The following is a 16548-nucleotide window of genomic DNA, read 5'->3' as shown; positions in this document are numbered from 1 at the left end:
CCCACCCTCCGCCGCCCAGTGGACCGCGAGCGCGGGATCGCGCGCGATCTCGATCTTCCGGCGCAGGCGGTAGAGCGTCAGACGGCGGGCGAGCGCGTCGGCCTGCGCATCCTCGCAATCGATCAGCACGTCGTCGCGGTTGGTCCAGACAAGGAAGTCGAACAGCGCCTTGCCCTGCGCGGTGAGCAGCCCCGCCCAGACGGGCAGCGCGCCGCTCACGTCATTGGTGACGAGACCCTGGAGGAAGCCGCGAACATCCTCGCCCGACAGGCGGAGCAGGGCACGGTCGGCGAGCATGGTGGCGGGCATGGCGGCTAGGTAGGGAGAGGGCGGCCCGCCTACAATCGGAAGGCGATCGCGGCGGCGCCCAGCACCAGCGCGGCGTCGGCGGCCAGGCTCGCCGCGAAGCTGACCGCACCCCGAAGCAGGCTTACCCGCGAAGGCGCAGCGGGATCGCGCACCGCCATTTCGATCAGCCGGGCGGTCTGACCGAGCAGCAGCACCGCGACCACCGGGATGCCGTAATAGCCGTCATATTCGCGCATCAGCATGACCAGCAGGACGAGCTTCAGCAGCAGCAGATAGAGACGCGCGCCGAGCGGGTCGCGGGTGAAGGCCATCGCGTCGCGGATCGTCATGCCCGTTTCTGGCGATCGTCGGGCGCGCACGTCAAGGCGTTGGCCAGGCCCGCCGGACGCGGGGATGCCGGGGTGGTGAAGGCGGCGGGCTTTCGATAGGGAGGGCACCGCAGCCATCCCCATCCGTTCGTGCCGAGCGAAGTCGAGACACGTCCGGCGGCCGCGTCCTCCGACTTCGCGACGAACGGAGATTTCCTTGGCGACCTATGACCTCCTCCTGAAGAACGGCATCGTCTGGACGCCGGGCGGCCCGGCCGAGACGCATGTCGGCGTGCGCGACGGCAGGATCGTCGCGATCGGCGCGACCGGCGACGCGGGCGAGACGATCGACTGCGCGGGCCTGACCGTGCTGCCGGGCGTGGTCGACAGCCAGGTCCATTTCCGCGAGCCGGGGCTGGAGGCGAAAGAGGATCTGGAAAGCGGCAGCCGCGCCGCCGTGCTGGGCGGAATCACCACGGTGTTCGAGATGCCGAATACCAAGCCCAACACCGATTCGGCCGAGGCGCTGGCCGACAAGGTATCGCGCGCGCGTGACCGGATGTGGTGCGACCATGCCTTCTACGTCGGCGCGACCAACGCCAATGCCGAGGCGCTGGCCGAGCTGGAGCGGCTGCCGGGGGCGGCGGGGGTCAAGATCTTCATGGGGTCGTCGACCGGCGACCTGCTGGTGGCGGAGGATGCCAACCTCGCGCGCGTGCTCGCCTCCGGCCGGCGGCGGGTGGCGATCCACGCCGAGGACGAGGCGCGGATGAACGCGCGCATGGGCGAGCGGGTGACGGGCGATCCCGCCTCGCACCCCGTCTGGCGCGACGACGAAAGCGCGATGATCGCGACGCGGCGCATCCTGGGCCTCGCGCGCGCGGCGCGGCGGCCGATCCACATCCTCCACATCACCACCCCGGCCGAGCTGGAGCTGATCGGCCAGAACAAGGACATCGCGACCTGCGAGGTGACGCCCCAGCACCTGACGCTGGCGGCGGAGGACGCCTATCCGCGCCTCGGCACCTATGCGCAGATGAACCCGCCGATCCGCTCGGCCGCGCATCGCGACGGGCTGTGGCACTGGCTCAACCAGGGCGTGCCCGACGTGCTCGGCTCCGACCACGCGCCGCACACCAAGGAGGAGAAGGCGCAGACCTATCCCGCCTCCCCCAGCGGTATGCCCGGCGTGCAGACCCTGCTGCCGCTGATGCTCGACCATGTCGCGCACGGACGGCTGAGCCTCCAGCGGCTGGTCGAGCTGACCTCCGCCGGGCCGCAGCGCGTGTTCGGGATGACCGCCAAGGGCCGGATCGCGGCGGGCTATGACGCCGACTTCACCCTGGTCGACATGAAGGCGAAGTGGACGATCGAGGAAAGCTGGCTCGCCTCGCGCTGCGGCTGGTCGCCCTTCACGGGCATGGAGATCACCGGCCGCCCGGTCGGCACGATCGTTCGCGGCAATGTCGTGATGCGCGACGGGGGGCTGGCGGACGGCGCGATCGGCCGGCCGGTGCGCTTCAACGAGGCGGCGTGGGGATAAGCACGCGCCGATAGGCGCCCCGCCAGCGCGTTCGTGTCACCGCATCGATGCCAGGCGCGCGGGCGCGCGTTCCGGATAGGGTGATCGACAGGGGTGACGGAAACGCGCCCCCACGTCGCGCAGCGGATCAGGACATCCCTGCCGCCTGATCCACGCCGCCCCCGCATCGCGCGTCGAAAGTCTGGACAAGCGTGGCGAGGGTAATCGATCCCAGGCGCCTGATCAGGAGCTGCTCCGCCTCATTCAGGGCATCACCCACCGCTTCGTTGACGATGTCCGCAATCTGGCAGCCGGGTTCGGGGCGCTCGATCCCGACCGCGAAAAAGCGGGAGCCGCCGACCGCGCGATGGACATCCAGCAAAGTGACCGCGTTCAGATCAGCCGCGATGGCCCATCCCCCGCCATGGCCTTTTTCCGATCTGACGTAACCGGCGTCGCGCAGGCCCGACATCGTCCGGCGGATCAGGACCGGGTTCGTGCGCAGCATCCCGGCAAGCGTGTCCGACGTCATCGGGCCATTATGCCGGGCCATGTGGATCAATATGTGCAGCATGCGGGAAAGGCGGCCGTCGTTTCGCATGATGCTCCCTTCGCCGATGGCCCCGGCTTGGCAAGAGATCGAAATCACGCTACTTCACGAGTTACATGATCGTGAGGTTTTGATGTCCGAGTTCGACAATCCAGACCATTGGACCAGCGCAGCCGCGCGGTATGAAAGGAATGCGCACCCCTATACCGCGCGTTATGCCGAGGCCGCTTTGAGCCACGTGCCGTTAACGCCCGCATGGCGCGTGCTCGACGTCGCTGCGGGCACCGGGGCGCTTGCGCTGGCTGCAGCACGCACGGGGGCAGACGTGCTCGCGACGGACTTTTCCCCCGGCATGGTCGCCCTCATCACGGAAAAGCGCGTCCCCAACGTCCAGGCGCGCGTGATGGATGGGCAGGCGCTCGACCTGCCCGACGCCAGCTTCGATGCGGTCTTCTCGATGTTTGGCGTATTCCTGTTTCCCGACTGGCGGGCGGGGCTGGCCGAAATGGCGCGGGTCACGCGCCCCGGCGGATATGGCGTCGTGGCAGCGTGGGAGGGTCGTGGCGCCGGACCCTTCCTGCTGCTCGGCAACTTGATCCAGGCGCTGTTTCCGGAACGCGAACTCGCACCCATGCCGGACTCGATGACGCTCCTCGGCACCGAGCGCGGGCTAGCCGGCGCGTTGCGCGACGCCGGCTATCACGACCCGCAAATCGAGCGCGTGACGCGCGATTTCGACCTCGAAATGTCGCTGCTCGACGATGCCGACGGGCTGTTCGGCGCGTCCCCGGACTGGACCGGCCTGACCGATGCGCAACGGCGGACGATCATCGCCGAAATAGGCCGGCGGGCGGATGGCCGGCCCCGGCTGCCTGTCGCGTCCACCGCCATGATCGGGGTAGCGCGACGATAACGCGCGACGGGCCACGGCCACCGGTGTGGCTGGTCCGATCCAGTGGCGGCCTTCGCACGACGCGGGCGTGCCGGGACATGCGGCGACGGCGCGCTGGCGGACGGCGTGATCGCCCGGCCCGCGCGCTTCGACGAGTCGGCGTGCGGGTGAGCGGCGGACGCCGGACCAGCCGCTAGGCCGCGGGGCGCATCCGGCGCAGTCCGTCCGCCGCGATGGCAAGGCATGCCGCCAGCAGCACGCTGTCCTTCACCAGGAATTGCCCGGTGGAGCCGAGAAACGGCGCTCCATAGCCTGCCTGCCAGAAGGCCGGCGCGCCAAAGCCGAAGCTGAGCGTCACGCAGAAGATCCCCACCCCCATCGCGCCGCCCGCGGCGCCCGCCCGGGCGGAAAAGGCGCCGATGGCGATGGCCGCGCCGGTCAGCAATTCGATGGTCCCGATCACGTTGCTCGCGCCGCGTTCGCCCCACAACGGGTACATCCACGCGAACAAGGGATGGCCGCCCGCGATCTTCGCCACGCCGGCGGCTTCGTAAACGGCGAACTTGGCGGTGCCGAAAAGCGCAAAGATCAGGACGATGGTCCAGCGCAGCGCAGCGACGACCACTGCCTCCGTCGGAATATGGCGTACAGACATTATGAGTCCCCTTCCTTGACCCATCCTTCGCGGCAACGCCGCGATTGGTTACGGCACACCCGGCGATGCGCGCGCCAGCGCTGGCGTGGCCAGACAAGCGGCGCTACAGGCGCGCGGATGAGCGATACGACCCCCACGCCCCCCGACCGCCTCTCGGTCGATCCGCGCAGCCCGCATTACCAGGAAGAGGCGCTCGCGCGCGGGATCGGGATCATCTTCAACGGGACCGAGCGGTTCAACGTCGAGGAATATTCGGTCAGCGAAGGCTGGATCCGCGTGGCGATGGCCAAGACGCGCGATCGCAAGGGCAATCCGCTGACGATGAAGCTGTCCGGCACGGTCGAGCCCTATTTCCGCGACAGCGCGCCCGAGGGGGAACAGGCCTAAAGCCCGCCCGTTACGCCCCCGATGCGCCGCTTCGGCGCGCGACGGGAGAATGACGATGGGCAAGGCGATCATCCTGTGGTTCCTGGGCGTGCCGCTGGGCGTCGTGATCCTGCTGTATCTCTTCTTCTTCCGTTGATCGCATGGCCGATCCCGATCAGCCCGACGGCACGCCGGGCGCGGAAACCGAAGCCGATCTGACCGGCGCCGGCGCCCGCCGGCGGCCCAAGCAGCAGCCGCTGGAAGTCGGCGGCCGGCGGTTGAGCCCCGCGACGTTGATGATGGGCCACGGCTTCGATCCCGCTTTGTCCGAAGGCGCGCTCAAGCCGCCGATCTTCCTCACCTCGACCTTCGTGTTCGAGAGCGCGGCCGCCGGCAAGCGCCATTTCGAAGGCGTGACCGGCGCGCGCCCGGGCGGGGCCGAGGGCCTCGTCTATTCACGCTTCAACGGCCCGAATCAGGAAATCCTCGAGGATCGGCTCGGCATCTGGGAGGGGGCGGAGGAAGCGCTGACCTTCTCCTCCGGCATGGCGGCGATCGCAACGGTTTTGCTCGCGCTGGTCAGGCCGGGCGACACGATCGTGCATTCCGCGCCGCTTTATGCCGCGACCGAGACATTGATCGGCAAGATCCTCGGCCGGTTCGGGATCCACTGGCTCGACTTTCCGGCCGGCGCCACGCGCGAGGAGATCGACGCCGTGCTGGCCAAGGCGGCGGGCAGCGGGCGCGTACCTTTGATCTATCTGGAAAGCCCGGCCAACCCGACCAATGCGCTGGTCGATGTCGAGGCGGTCGCCGCCGCGCGCGACGCGCGCTTCGGCGAAGGCGAACGCCCGCTGATCGTGATCGACAACACCTTCCTCGGGCCGTTGTGGCAACAGCCGCTGCGGCACGGCGCGGACATCGTGCTCTACAGCCTCACCAAATATGCCGGCGGGCATAGCGATCTGGTCGCGGGCGGCGCGGTCGGATCGAAGGCGGCGATCGATCCGGTGCGCGCGATGCGCAACACGATCGGCACGATCCTCGATCCGCATTCGGCGTGGATGCTGTTGCGCAGCCTTGAAACGCTGGAACTGCGGATGAGCCGCGCGGGCGAGAATGCGGCCAAGGTCTGCGCGTACCTCCGCGACCATCCGAAGGTCGAACGCGTCGGCTATCTGGGGTTCCTAGAAGAGGGGTCGCGGCAGGGCGACATTTATCGTCGCCATTGCAGCGGCGCGGGATCGACCTTCTCGCTCTATCTGAAGGGCGGCGAGGCGGAGTCGTTCCGCTTCCTCGACGCGCTGAAGATCGCGAAACTGGCGGTGAGCCTGGGCGGGACCGAGACGCTCGCCAGCCATCCGGCGGCGATGACGCACCTGTCGGTGCCGCCGGCGCGCAAGCAGGCGCTGGGGATCGGCGACAACCTCGTCCGCATCTCGATCGGGGTCGAGAATGCCGACGACCTCATCGCCGATTTCGAACAGGCGCTGGCCGCGATCTAAGCCCGACGATCTCGATCGGGCCCGAGCGCCACGTCCGCACGACGACGCGCCCCCGGCGCAGCGCGGTGAGGAAGACGTCGCCGGGATCGTAGGTCCAGCCGGCCAGCCGCAGCAGCCACAAAGTCCGTACGCGCGCCAGCGCCGGATCGGCGGCGATCGCGCGCAGCCGGACGGGCGCGAGACGGGGGACGCCGCGCGTGCCGTTGGGATAGTCGCCCTGCACCACATCGAGGCTCGGCACCGGGGCGGGGACCGGCCTGACGGACAAGGCGAGGCGCGCGTCGCGCAGCGCGAAGGCGAGCGGCAGCGCACCCTCGTTCGGATAGGCCAGGATGATGTCGGTTGGCGCGGCATGGCGGCGCAGCCAGGCGACGGTGCGGACCCAGTCCTGCATCGGCGGCCCGCGCCGCGCCTCGACCCCCGCCCATGCCAGCGCGGCCCCTAGCAGGACCGCCATCGCGGCCGTCCACCACCGCCGGCGGTCTCCGCCCGCCACGCCCGCCGCGATCAGCAGGATGGCGGGCACCGCGACCGGGCGAAGCGTGCGCGTGAGGAAGACCGGCGCGACCAGCAAGGATGTCGCGACCGCCAGCAGCACGGGCAGCAGCGCGAGCAGCAGCAGCATCGCGCCCGCGCCGCGTCCGCCCGGCGCACGCCACAGCCGCGCGATCCCGATCCCCGCGAGTGCGATTGCGACAAATATGGGCCAGCCGGGCAGCGCGTACAGGCTGGCCAGCCGCGCGAGGAACAGCCGGTCGGCCGAGAAGCGCAGCCAGGTCGATCCGATCCAGGTGGGCGCCTGACCGGCGAGGATCGCGAGCGCGGGCGACCATGCCAGCGCGACCAGAGCATGTCCCGCGACGAGCCAAAGGGTGTCGCGCGCGGTCAGCCGCGTCCCCCACAGCACGCAACCGAGCGCCAGCACGAGCGCGGCGGCGTAGAACGGTCCGAGATTGTGCAGCCACAACAAGGCCGCCAGCGGCAGGCAATAAGCCGCGAACCAGCGGCCGCCGAGCGGCCGCCCCGCCCGCGCCCCGCGCGCCACGCGCAGCAAACAGGCGATCGCCGCCGCATAGGCCAGGATCATCACCGGATAGGGCCGCACCTGCCGCGCCATTTCGACGAGCGAAGGCGAGAGGCAGGCGAGCCCGAACGCGGCGAGCGCCAGCCGGCGGCGGCGGTCGGCATCCCACCCGCACAGCTGGCCGAGCTCGCCCGCGGCCCATGCGGTCACGGCCAAGGTCGCGATCCCGCACGCCAACCCCAGCGACCGGAGCGCGATCAGCCCGTCGCCGAACGCCAGCGTCCAGAGCCGCAGCAGCGCGTAATAGAAAGGCGGGTGCGTTTCGTAGCGGGGCACCACCTGCCACAGAAAGGCGAAGCCTCTGCTCGCGGCGTAGGCGCTATACGCCTCGTCCAGCCACAATGGTTCGGCCGCGATGCCCCAGACACGGAGCGCGAACCCGCCCGCGAACAACAGGGCGGCGACGAGCCAGAACAGGCGGCGGTCGCGCATCACCGCGCAGGATTGCCGTGAGCCAGGATCAAGTCAGGACTGCCGGCGGCGTATTACCGTGCCGATCGCATCAGATCGATCACAGCGTCAGGCCATATCGTTCGAATTTCGATCGGATCTCCGGGTCGATCCTCAGCGCGGAGGCGGCGTCGCTCGCGGACTTCGCATGATCGCCCTTACGCGCCCAGGCGACTGCGCGGCCGAGCAGCGAGGTTGGCATGTTGGGGTACTTCATGAGCGCGCGATCATAGTCGGCGATGGCGTCATCCAGCCGTCCCAGCCGGAGCAACACCAGACCGCGACTGTCGAGAAAGTCGGCCGCATCAGGCGCCTTCGCGAGCGCGGTCTCGCAATCCGCAAGCGCCGATTCAAGCGCGACGCCGGCGGTCGCCTTGTCCCAGCACATATTGTTGAAGGCCACCGCCTCCGACGCTTTGCCGCTCGCTAGTCGAAAGTCGGCATCGGCCCGTGCCATGTCGCCCATGCGCGCATAGGCGATCCCTCGTCCGACCAGCAGGCCGATTGCGTCCGGAGACTTTCCCAGAGCGGCGGAATAGCTCGCGACAGCACCGGCCATGTCGCCGGTTTCCGCCTGCAACGCGGCTTTTTCCGTGATCGCCTCGACAAAATCCGGGTCCAGCTTCAGCGCGGCGTCGAGGTCCGCGCGGCGCCCCTCCAGATCCAACCTTGGCCGGTTCGAGCCGCGGTTGAGGTAGATATACGCCTCTGGCTTAAGCGCGATCGCCCGGTCATAGGCCTGCATCGCTTCGGCTTTCCGGCCGAAAGCGCTGTAGAGGTTGCCGGCCACGACATAGGCGTAATTCTGGTGGGGATTGGCGGCGGTCACTGCAGTCGCCTCGGCAAGAGACGCCTCATTCTTACCTCGGCCTCGCAGAATGTTGGCACGGAGCAGATAAAGCTCCATCCTTCGAGGATTCAGTTTGATGGCCGCCGCGGCGTCGCTAAGCGCGGCATCGTCATCACCCATCGCGCGAAACGCATCCGCACGGTGGGCGAGCGCAAAATCGCTATTGGGATCGATATCCAAGGAAGATGTGTAGGCTGCGATAGCCTCGTCCCACGCACCCTTTCGCTGCGCCACTAGGCCGCGTGTGCGAAAAGCGGATGCGCTCTTCGGGTCTGACCCAAAAGCGGCGTCCAAATCTTTTGACGCGGCGTCCAAGTCTCCCTTCCAAACCCAAGTCATTGCTCGATCGGCCAACGCGGCGGAGTTCTTGGGATCAAGCGCGAGGGCCTTGTCGAAATCCTTGATCGCATCGTCATACCGCCCGAAGTACAGCATGACATTGCCCCGGTTGGCGTAAGCCCAAGAGCTTTGGGGATCCGCAGTTACCATAACATTCGCCAGGGCAAGCCTGTCCGCAGCCTCATGCTGGCGATCTCCCAGTGCAGCGTGGGCTTCTGCTCGCCGCCTGAGCGCATAGTTGTTGTCAGGTTCGAGTTCGATAGCCTTGGTGTAGGCATCGATCGCGGCCTTCGGGCGATGCTCGACATCCGCCAGCATGCCCTGCGCGATGAAGACCTGCACATAGGCCGGATCGAGCGTTTCGGCCTTTGCCAGATCGGCGCGCGCGCCGGTCAGATCGCCATCGTCGATCCGGGTGATACTACGGTTCGACCATGCCCAGACGTCGGTCGGATCGAGTTCGATCGCCTTGCTGTAATCGGCCAGAGCCTCCTTCCGCATCCCCTGACCAATAAATAGCGCCGCGCGGCGGCCATATTCGGTCGCGGTCGTCGGTGTGGTGGCGCGGGCGGCAGCGATCTCCTTCTCCGACGCCTCGTAATTGACGGGTTTCCGCAACCGTGCCGGGCGATCGGCCAACGCGCGCAGCGCGGTTTGCGCTTCGGCCGCGTCGCTGGCAGGGAATTCGGGCGCGACGCTGCGTTCGGTCTTTTCGATCGTGAAGACGCCATCCTTGATCGCGGCGTGGCGGCGATACGCGATCCCCGCTATGGTCTGGTCGACCTCGATCCCGGGCCCGAGCCTGAAATCGCAGCGTCCCTTAGGAAGCAGGATGGTCTCGGTCGTGCGATTGTAGAGGGGGTAGGGGGTGGCGAACGGGGCGTCGCGGTCGGGCCCCGGATCACGGCTGAAATCTGCGCGATAGCCGATGCTCGTGCCGTCGGTCGTGTACGAGTCGCCCGACCAGTCCATCCTGGCAATCCCGTCCATCGTCAGCCGTTCCTCGCCCGTCTTCGGATCGAAACTGGCGCTCGCCGTCTTCACCTCGATGAAATCGTACTGCCCCTTCCAATAGTCGCGAAGCGCGCGGTCGCGAGCCTCCCCGACGACGTTCGCCAGCGCCATGTTGGTTCCGATGGCATCGTCTCCGCGCAGGATCGTCTCGATCCTGACGGGCGCGGGAGCGCTGATGCCGCCGCTCGCGTCGATTCGGATCGAGACATCCTGCGCCGGCCGGTCCAGCGGTTCGGGCACCATTCGAACGAGCGCTGCGCCGTTTGCGACGAGCGGGAGGCCCCACCCGACATTCGGCGTGATCAGCCGGTCGAGGCTGGTGTCACCGGTTCTGGTCCCGTCGAGCCAGTAGCTGCGTCCACCGACCGACGCCCGCACCAGCACATGATTGAACAGCCCCACCATCGGCAGGCGTACATCCGTGCCGTCGCCGGTGATCGTGTTGACCGCGACTGGCTCCGCGTCGATTTCCAATTCGCGCAGCAGCGCAAGGAGCAGGGCGGTCTTGCCCTTGCAGTCGCCGAAGCGGCGCGCCCATGTCGTTTCCGCGTTGGCGGGGACATAGCCGCCCGCCCCCATCGCGAGCGCGACATAGCGCACCCTGTCCTGAACGAGCGCGAGCGCCGCCTCCACCCGGATTTTCGGATCAGGGGACAGCGCCCGGATGCGATCCAGTTCGGACCGCAGCGGGCCCTGCGCCGGAATGACGGCCGCCTTGTCGTAGAGTGGCGCCATCAGCGCGCCGAGATCGGACCACGATGCGAAACCCGTAACCTCGACCAGCCGGCCAATCGCGTAACGGAGCGGCGCGCCCTTCGGCGGGACGATCGGTTCGACATTATCGAGCGCGAGTTCGACGGAGGACATGCCGCCCGCCTTCACCGGTTTCAACGGCGGCAGGAGGCCCATCTGGCGGAAGCGCAGTGGCAGACTGTTCGGCCACTGTATGCGGAGGTGCGCCCGGGCGATCGGAAGTCCGTTCCAGCCGGCGGTGAACAGCTCAACATGGCCGTTGAGCGTCGGGTCGCTCGACGCCATCGACATGGCGAATTCGAGCGTGTCGCCGACCTGCAGGCCCTCGGGTTGCATATTGGCTGTGAGGACGCCGTCGAGCATCGCGCTTTCGAGATTCTGCTCACGCCGCACGACCGTGAAGGTCTGGCCCGATTTGAGGACGTCGATCACGTCGTCGCCGCGCCGGATCAGGACCTTGTGCACCGTTAGGACATCGACCTCGGGCCGCCAGGGCAGCGAGATGTTGCCGGCCGCCAGGCCCTGAGGGGTCTGAATCTTGACCGCAGTTTCGGAATAGACGGTCTGACGCCCGGCCTCCAGCGCCACCTGCTGATCGGACAGCAGGATGCGTACCGGCGCGTCACCGACACTATTCGAGGGCGGAAGCGGGGCAGCGGGCCTCACCCACGCCGGCGCCGGGCCGATCACCGGCTGGTCCGCAGCATAAGCGGCCCCCGTAAGCGCACTCGTGACGACGAGCGCGGCAAAAAAACCTCTCATGTAGTCCCAAGCCCCCTGGCCGAAGCGACTATAGCGAGACCCGGAAAGAACGCCATATGCCGACGAGGGCACATCCGGCTGGCACGCGGGCGGATGAACCCGCCCCCCGCCGGCGGCGCAACCGCGCCCCCTTGTCGCGCCTGCGGCGGTGGCCGTAAAGGGGCGCCGAATGTTCCGCGCCCTGCCCGCCACCGAACCGCCCGCAGGATGGTGGAACAGACCCTGGTTCCTGGCGCTGCTCGTGCTGCTGTCGATCGTGCCGGTGGCGCTGACCACGGTGCCGCCGCTGATCGACCTGCCCGAACATATGGGCCGCTATCGCATCATGCTCGCGGGGCCCGACGATCCGCTGCGGCGCGATTATTTCAGCTTCCACTGGGGGTTCATCGCCAATCTGGGCGTCGACTTGCTCGTCATCCCGCTCGAACCTCTGTTCGGGCTGGAAGGTGCCGTGAAGCTGATCGTGATCGGGATCGTCGCGCTGACCGCAACCGGCATCCTGTGGATCGCGCACGAGGCGCACGGGCGCGTGCCGCCGACCGCCTTGTTCGCGCTGCCGCTGACCTACAGCTTCCCCTTCCTGTGGGGGTTCGTGAACTACCTGCTGTCGATGGCGCTGGCGCTCAACGCCTTCGCGCTGTGGCTGCGGCTGGGGCGGCAGGGGCGCTTCCGGCTGCGCGCGGCGCTCTTCGTGGCGATCGGTCTGATCCTCACCACCGCGCATATCTTCGGCTGGGCCGTGTTGTGCCTGTTCGCCTTCGCGGCGGAGGCGGTGCGCGCGCGCGACGGGGGCGACGGGCTGTTGCGCAGCGTGTGGAACGGGGGGCTGCGCTGCCTTGCGCTCGCGCCGCCGATCCTGCTGATGGTGCTGTGGCGGACGGGCGACGTGCGCGGGGCCAATGCCGATTTCTTCGCGTGGCATGCCAAGTGGGTCTATCTGCTGTCGGCGCTGCGCAACACGTGGATGGATGTCGACATCGCCAGCGTGTGCCTGCTGTTCGCGCTCACCGTGTTCGGCGCGGCGGGGGTGTGGCTGCGGATGAACCGGACGGTCGGGATCGCGACCATCCTGCTGATCCTCGCTTACGTCCTGCTGCCCCGGCTGTTGTTCGGATCGGCTTATGCCGACATGCGGCTCGCGCCCTACCTGTTCCTGGTGGCGGTGGTCGCGCTGGCGCCCAAGAGCGCATCACGGCGCGAGGCGGCGATCCTCGCGGCGGCGGCCACCCTGTTCTTCGCCGGGCGGATCTGGCTGATCGGCGACAATTTCCATCGCCAGAGCGTCGCCAACGAACGCCAGCTCGAAGCACTCGACCATGTCGAACCGGGCAGCCGCGTCTTCGTGCAGGTGTCGCTGCGCTGCACCGCTTATTGGGTGACGAGCCGGATGGACCATCTCGGCGCGATGGCGATCGTGCGGCGCGGGGCGTTCGCCAACGGCCAGTGGACCGATCCGGGCGCGCAGCTCGTGCGGATCAAATATGCGCCCGCCAAGGGCTATGCCGAGGATCCGACCGAGATCCTGCGCCCGCCTTATTGCCGCCAGGCGCGCGCCAAGCGCTACCCCGACGGGCTGAACCAGCTTCCGCGCCACGCCTTCGACTATGCGTGGATCATCGACTGGCCGAAGCGCCGCTGGAACAGCTTTCCGGGGCTCGAGCCGGTCTGGACCGGCGGCGAGCGCGGCATCCTCTACCGCGTGGTGCGCGAGCCCGCCGGCTCGGCGACGAAGCCGAGCGAGACCCCGACCGGCAGGAGCCCGCGCACCGCCGCGTGAGCCTCCGCCCCGAACAGTCGCGCCAACAGCCGGTTGAGCGGCGCGGGCGGCACCGCATCCTCGTCCCCGCCCTCGCGCCGCAGCAGCTTGTTGAGCAGGCGCACCCCGACGATCGCGGGCAGGAGCAATGTGTTGAACGCGGTGCGGTGGATCACGCGATAGCCCGCCGCCGCCGTGACCGCATCGAGCGTGGCGCGGGTGTAGCGGCGCTGGTGATGGTGCGCGACGTCGTGCCCGCTCCACAGCGACGGCATGGCCGGCACCGCGAGCAGCAGCCGCCCGCCCGGCGCGAGCTTCGGCCGCAGCGCGGCCAGCGCCGCTTTGTCGTCGGGGATATGTTCCAGCACGTCGAGCAGCACGATCAGGTCGTAATGTCCGTCCTCCAGCGGCACGTCGGGCAGGTAGCCGCCCTTGATCGCAAGGCCGGTGCGCTGCGCGGCGAAGGCGCGGGCATGATCGTCGGGCTCGACCGCGTCGACCTCGCCGAATTGCTGGAGCATCGCGATGTTCGATCCGGTGCCGCAGCCGATTTCGAGGATGCGCAGCGGCGTCGGCTTCGGCCGGAATTTGGCGATCAACGCGGTCAGGATGCGGCGGCGGCCGACGAACCACCAATGGTCGCGATCGATCTCGGCCATGCGATCATAGACGTGGCGCTCCATCAGTCGCGCTCGCCCGGATCGCCGATCCGCTCGCGGATGACGTAGATCGGCCGGCCCTTCGCCTCGATCAGGATGCGGCCGACATATTCGCCGAGGATGCCGAGCGAGAGCAATTGCACCCCGCCGAGGAACAGCACCGCGACCATCATCGACGCATAGCCCGCCACGTCGACCCCGTAGAGGATCGTCCGCGCGATCAGCAGGAAGGCGTAGATCAGCGCGATCGCCGCGATCCCGAAGCCGATATAGGACCAGATGCGCAAGGGTGCCGTCGAGGCCGAGGTGAGCCCGTCGATCGCGAGCTTCCACAGCTTCAGATAGTTGAACTTGGTCCCGCCGATCGTGCGTTCGGCGCGGTCATATTCGACCGCCGTCTGACGGAAGCCGCCCCACGCGAACAGCCCCTTCATGAAGCGGTTGCGTTCGGGCATCGCGCGGATCACCTCGACCACGCGCCGGTCGAGCAGGCGGAAGTCGCCGGCATGTTCGGGGATCTTGTCCTCCGAAAGATAATTGTGCGCGCGGTAATAGAGGTCGGCGGTCAGCCGCTTGGGCAGCGAATCGGTGCTGCGGTTGCGGCGCACGCCGTAGACGACCTCGAACCCCTGACGCCATTGGTCGAGCATCGCGCCGATCACCTCGGGCGGATCCTGCATGTCGACGTCGATCGGGATGACGGTGCGCCCGCGGACGTTGTCGAGCCCGGCGGACAGCGCCGCCTCCTTGCCGAAATTGCGCGACAGCGAGATGCCGACGATGCGTGGATCGCGCGCATGCGCGGCGTGGATCGCGGCGAGCGTCGCGTCGCTGCTGCCGTCGTCCACGAACAGGATTTCCCAGCCGACGGGCGTGCCGTCGACATCGCGCAAGCCGTCGAGCACGCCCGTGACCCGCGCCACGAAGGCGGCGATCGCCTCCTCCTCGTCCTTCACGGGGACGATCAGCGAGATCAGCGGACGATCCGACGCGGTCATTGCGGACGGTTGTGGCGCGATCGGGGTTATCGAGGCAAGCATCAGCGGAACACCCACCAGCGGTTGACGGCGAAGAGCAGGATCGGCGTCAGCGTGGCGATCGGCAAGACCGGCGTCCAGCTGGGCCAGCCGAGCGCCTCGGTACAGGCCCAGGTCCAGAAGATGTTGACCGCGTAGCTCAGCAGCGACGCGGCGACGAAGCGGAGCTGCGTCAGCCGGTCGCGAGCCCCATGATCGCGGAAGGTGATCGTGCTATGGAGCAGATAACCCGCCCCCACCGCGACCAGATAGCCCGCGAGATTGGCGAGCTGCGGATGCGTCGCCAGCCCGCGATCGAAGGTGAGATAGACGAGCGCGTAGAGCCCGGTCACCAGCCCGCCGTTCACGCCATAGCGGACGAGCTGCCAGAACGTCTCGCGCTGCATCACCATCCCGCCTGCTCGTCCTCGCCCTTGCTCTTTCGCCGCCGCCGCCTAGAGCGCGGAGCCTGACGAGGGAAGAGCGGTGATCGGCTGGATAAGCGACGAGCGATATTGGCGGCGCTGGTTCCTGCTCTTCTGGGCGGCGGCGGCGGTCTATTTGATCTGGTATCGGTGGAACGGCATCCACTGGTTCGCGCTCAACGACACCGACGACAATATGCGCTTCGCGCAGGTGCGCGCCCTGCTCGAGGGGCAGGGCTGGTACGACCTGCGCCAATACCGGCTCGATCCGCCGCGCGGCATCTCGATCCACTGGTCGCGCGTGGTCGACCTGCCGATCGCGGGGCTGATCCTGTTGCTGCGCCCGTTCGTCGGCGCGGTCGAGGCGGCGCGCTGGGCGTGCGCGATCGCGCCGGTGCTGGCGTTCGGCGCGGCGCTGTATGCGGCGATGCTCGCGGTGCGGCGGCTGGTGCACCCCTGGGCATTCCTGCTCGCGCCCGCGATCCTGCTCTGCGCGCCGATGACGATGGGCATGTTCATGCCGCTCCGTATCGACCATCATGGCTGGCAGCTCGCCACGCTGATGATCGCGGTGGCGGGCATGGCCGATGCGCGCGCGGTGCGCGGCGGGGTGACCGCCGGGCTCGCCACCGCGCTGTCGCTGACGATCGGGCTCGAACTGCTGCCCTACCTCGCGGTGGCGGGCGCGCTGCACGGCCTGTGGTGGGTGCTCGACGCGCGCCAGAACGGGCGGCTCAAGGGCTATGGGCTCGCGCTCGCCGGGGGTGCGGCGTTCGGCTATTCGGTATTCGGGTCGTTCGACAATGCGCAGCCGCTGTGCGACGCGCTGACCCCCGTCTATCTGTCGACGCTGCTGCTCGCCGGCGCCATCCTGGTCCTGCTCGGCAGCCTGCGCGCCGGGCGGCAGGGGGTCCGCATCGCGCTCGCCTTGGGCGCGGGCGTCCTGATCTGCGGCTTCTACGCGCTCGCCTGGCCGCAATGCCTGGGCCGGCCCGAGCATATCTCGCCCGAGCTTCAGAAATTGTGGTTCAGCCACATTCGCGAGGCCAAGCCGCTCTACAAGCATGGCTGGCGCGTGGTCTTTCCCACGGTCACGCTGTCGCTGATCGGGCTGGCCGGCGCGGGGTGGGCGCTGTGGCGCGCGCGCGGGACCGAGCGCGCGATCCCGTGGCTGCTGGTCGCCCTGCTCTCGCTCTTCTCCGCCCTGCTGCTGGCATGGCAGACGCGCGCGGGGCCGGGGTCGCAATTGCTGGGAGTGATCGGCGCTACCGCGCTCGGCTGGCCGCTGATGCGCTGGACAACCGATCATCGGAACCTCGCGGTGCGCGTGCTG

At 68.4% G+C, this 16548-nt stretch carries 14 protein-coding genes and 1 pseudogene; 6 read left to right on the top strand and 9 right to left on the bottom strand.

Translation table 11 applies throughout. From position 1 onward, the window contains the following. Together ACOJSF_RS08295 and ACOJSF_RS08290 are read right to left on the bottom strand one after the other, a co-directional pair. A pseudogene (locus ACOJSF_RS08295) lies at positions 1–309 on the bottom strand (folate-binding protein); the annotation flags it as partial. Between the two features lie 29 nt (positions 310–338). Beyond that, positions 339–638 carry a hypothetical protein gene (locus ACOJSF_RS08290; protein WP_420141744.1) on the bottom strand — a complete coding sequence of 100 codons (300 nt, stop codon included), beginning with the start codon at positions 636–638 and terminating at the stop codon, positions 339–341. Between the two features lie 196 nt (positions 639–834). On the opposite strand from ACOJSF_RS08290, the gene ACOJSF_RS08285 reads away from it, so the two are divergent. Continuing rightward, entirely contained in the window at positions 835–2160 is a 1326-nt protein-coding gene (locus tag ACOJSF_RS08285) for a dihydroorotase (protein ID WP_420141743.1), read from the top strand. A 127-nt stretch (positions 2161–2287) separates the two neighbouring features. Here the strand turns inward: ACOJSF_RS08285 and ACOJSF_RS08280 are convergent, their stop codons facing one another. Then, complete coding sequence (locus ACOJSF_RS08280) at positions 2288–2740, bottom strand: Rrf2 family transcriptional regulator (RefSeq protein WP_420141742.1); 453 nt, start codon at positions 2738–2740, stop codon at positions 2288–2290. Between the two features lie 82 nt (positions 2741–2822). Between ACOJSF_RS08280 and ACOJSF_RS08275 the strand changes: the two genes are divergently transcribed. Beyond that, a complete protein-coding gene (locus ACOJSF_RS08275) occupies positions 2823–3602 on the top strand; it encodes a class I SAM-dependent methyltransferase (protein WP_420141741.1) in 780 nt (259 codons plus the stop codon). A 172-nt stretch (positions 3603–3774) separates the two neighbouring features. On the opposite strand, the gene ACOJSF_RS08270 is transcribed toward ACOJSF_RS08275, so the two are convergent. Further along, positions 3775–4236 (bottom strand): DUF417 family protein, encoded by a 462-nt coding sequence (locus tag ACOJSF_RS08270; protein WP_420141740.1) that lies wholly within the window; start codon positions 4234–4236, stop codon positions 3775–3777. 117 nt (positions 4237–4353) lie between these two features. On the opposite strand from ACOJSF_RS08270, the gene ACOJSF_RS08265 reads away from it, so the two are divergent. After that, a complete protein-coding gene (locus ACOJSF_RS08265) occupies positions 4354–4623 on the top strand; it encodes a DUF3297 family protein (protein ID WP_420141739.1) in 270 nt (89 codons plus the stop codon). Positions 4624–4763: 140 nt separating this feature from the next. Then, positions 4764–6107, top strand: coding sequence for a cystathionine gamma-synthase family protein (locus ACOJSF_RS08260; protein WP_420141738.1), 1344 nt, complete (start codon positions 4764–4766; stop codon positions 6105–6107). Here the strand turns inward: ACOJSF_RS08260 and ACOJSF_RS08255 are convergent. Continuing rightward, positions 6070–7623, bottom strand: coding sequence for a glycosyltransferase family 39 protein (locus tag ACOJSF_RS08255; RefSeq protein WP_420141737.1), 1554 nt, complete (start codon positions 7621–7623; stop codon positions 6070–6072). The two genes, ACOJSF_RS08260 and ACOJSF_RS08255, sit on opposite strands and share 38 nt — an antisense overlap. A 79-nt stretch (positions 7624–7702) precedes the next feature. Beyond that, positions 7703–11359 carry a tetratricopeptide repeat protein gene (locus ACOJSF_RS08250; protein ID WP_420141736.1) on the bottom strand — a complete coding sequence of 1219 codons (3657 nt, stop codon included), beginning with the start codon at positions 11357–11359 and terminating at the stop codon, positions 7703–7705. A gap of 169 nt (positions 11360–11528) precedes the next feature. Here ACOJSF_RS08250 and ACOJSF_RS08245 point away from each other — a divergent pair, with 169 nt between their 5' ends. Then, positions 11529–13136, top strand: coding sequence for a hypothetical protein (locus ACOJSF_RS08245; RefSeq protein ID WP_420141735.1), 1608 nt, complete (start codon positions 11529–11531; stop codon positions 13134–13136). Here ACOJSF_RS08245 and ACOJSF_RS08240 read toward each other — a convergent pair. The 3 genes from ACOJSF_RS08240 to ACOJSF_RS08230 are packed head-to-tail and all read right to left on the bottom strand — an operon-like array spanning position 13052 to position 15197. Then, positions 13052–13798, bottom strand: a complete 747-nt coding sequence (locus ACOJSF_RS08240; protein ID WP_420141734.1) for a class I SAM-dependent methyltransferase — start codon at positions 13796–13798, stop codon at positions 13052–13054. The two genes, ACOJSF_RS08245 and ACOJSF_RS08240, sit on opposite strands and share 85 nt — an antisense overlap. After that, a complete protein-coding gene (locus tag ACOJSF_RS08235; protein ID WP_420141733.1) occupies positions 13798–14772 on the bottom strand; it encodes a glycosyltransferase family 2 protein in 975 nt (324 codons plus the stop codon). The genes ACOJSF_RS08240 and ACOJSF_RS08235 overlap by 1 nt, the downstream gene beginning before the upstream one ends. A gap of 41 nt (positions 14773–14813) precedes the next feature. Beyond that, on the bottom strand, positions 14814–15197 hold the full coding sequence (locus tag ACOJSF_RS08230) for a GtrA family protein (protein WP_420141732.1): 384 nt from the start codon (positions 15195–15197) through the stop codon (positions 14814–14816). Positions 15198–15276: 79 nt separating this feature from the next. Between ACOJSF_RS08230 and ACOJSF_RS08225 the strand changes: the two genes are divergently transcribed. Then, positions 15277–16548 (top strand): AcrB/AcrD/AcrF family protein (locus ACOJSF_RS08225; RefSeq protein ID WP_420141731.1); only part of this gene is annotated, 1272 nt, incomplete at its 3' end.

The sequence above is a fragment of the Sphingomonas sp. genome (assembly GCF_048594985.1).
In the GTDB taxonomy this organism is placed as follows: Bacteria; Pseudomonadota; Alphaproteobacteria; order Sphingomonadales; family Sphingomonadaceae; genus Sphingomonas_I.
The sequence above is the reverse complement of the archived record's forward strand: the minus strand, read 5'-3'. Positions and strand labels throughout refer to the sequence as shown.

Bases quoted from the DNA above. Each gene is read 5' to 3' on its own strand.
- ACOJSF_RS08290 (WP_420141744.1), bottom strand. From the start codon at position 638: ATGACGATCCGCGACGCGATGGCCTTCACCCGCGACCCGCTCGGCGCG.
- ACOJSF_RS08280 (WP_420141742.1), bottom strand. From the start codon at position 2,740: ATGCGAAACGACGGCCGCCTTTCCCGCATGCTGCACATATTGATCCAC.
- ACOJSF_RS08275 (WP_420141741.1), top strand. From the start codon at position 2,823: ATGTCCGAGTTCGACAATCCAGACCATTGGACCAGCGCAGCCGCGCGG.
- ACOJSF_RS08270 (WP_420141740.1), bottom strand. From the start codon at position 4,236: ATGTCTGTACGCCATATTCCGACGGAGGCAGTGGTCGTCGCTGCGCTG.
- ACOJSF_RS08265 (WP_420141739.1), top strand. From the start codon at position 4,354: ATGAGCGATACGACCCCCACGCCCCCCGACCGCCTCTCGGTCGATCCG.
- ACOJSF_RS08260 (WP_420141738.1), top strand. From the start codon at position 4,764: ATGGCCGATCCCGATCAGCCCGACGGCACGCCGGGCGCGGAAACCGAA.
- ACOJSF_RS08255 (WP_420141737.1), bottom strand. From the start codon at position 7,623: ATGCGCGACCGCCGCCTGTTCTGGCTCGTCGCCGCCCTGTTGTTCGCG.
- ACOJSF_RS08250 (WP_420141736.1), bottom strand. From the start codon at position 11,359: ATGAGAGGTTTTTTTGCCGCGCTCGTCGTCACGAGTGCGCTTACGGGG.
- ACOJSF_RS08245 (WP_420141735.1), top strand. From the start codon at position 11,529: ATGTTCCGCGCCCTGCCCGCCACCGAACCGCCCGCAGGATGGTGGAAC.
- ACOJSF_RS08240 (WP_420141734.1), bottom strand. From the start codon at position 13,798: ATGGAGCGCCACGTCTATGATCGCATGGCCGAGATCGATCGCGACCAT.
- ACOJSF_RS08235 (WP_420141733.1), bottom strand. From the start codon at position 14,772: ATGACCGCGTCGGATCGTCCGCTGATCTCGCTGATCGTCCCCGTGAAG.
- ACOJSF_RS08230 (WP_420141732.1), bottom strand. From the start codon at position 15,197: ATGCAGCGCGAGACGTTCTGGCAGCTCGTCCGCTATGGCGTGAACGGC.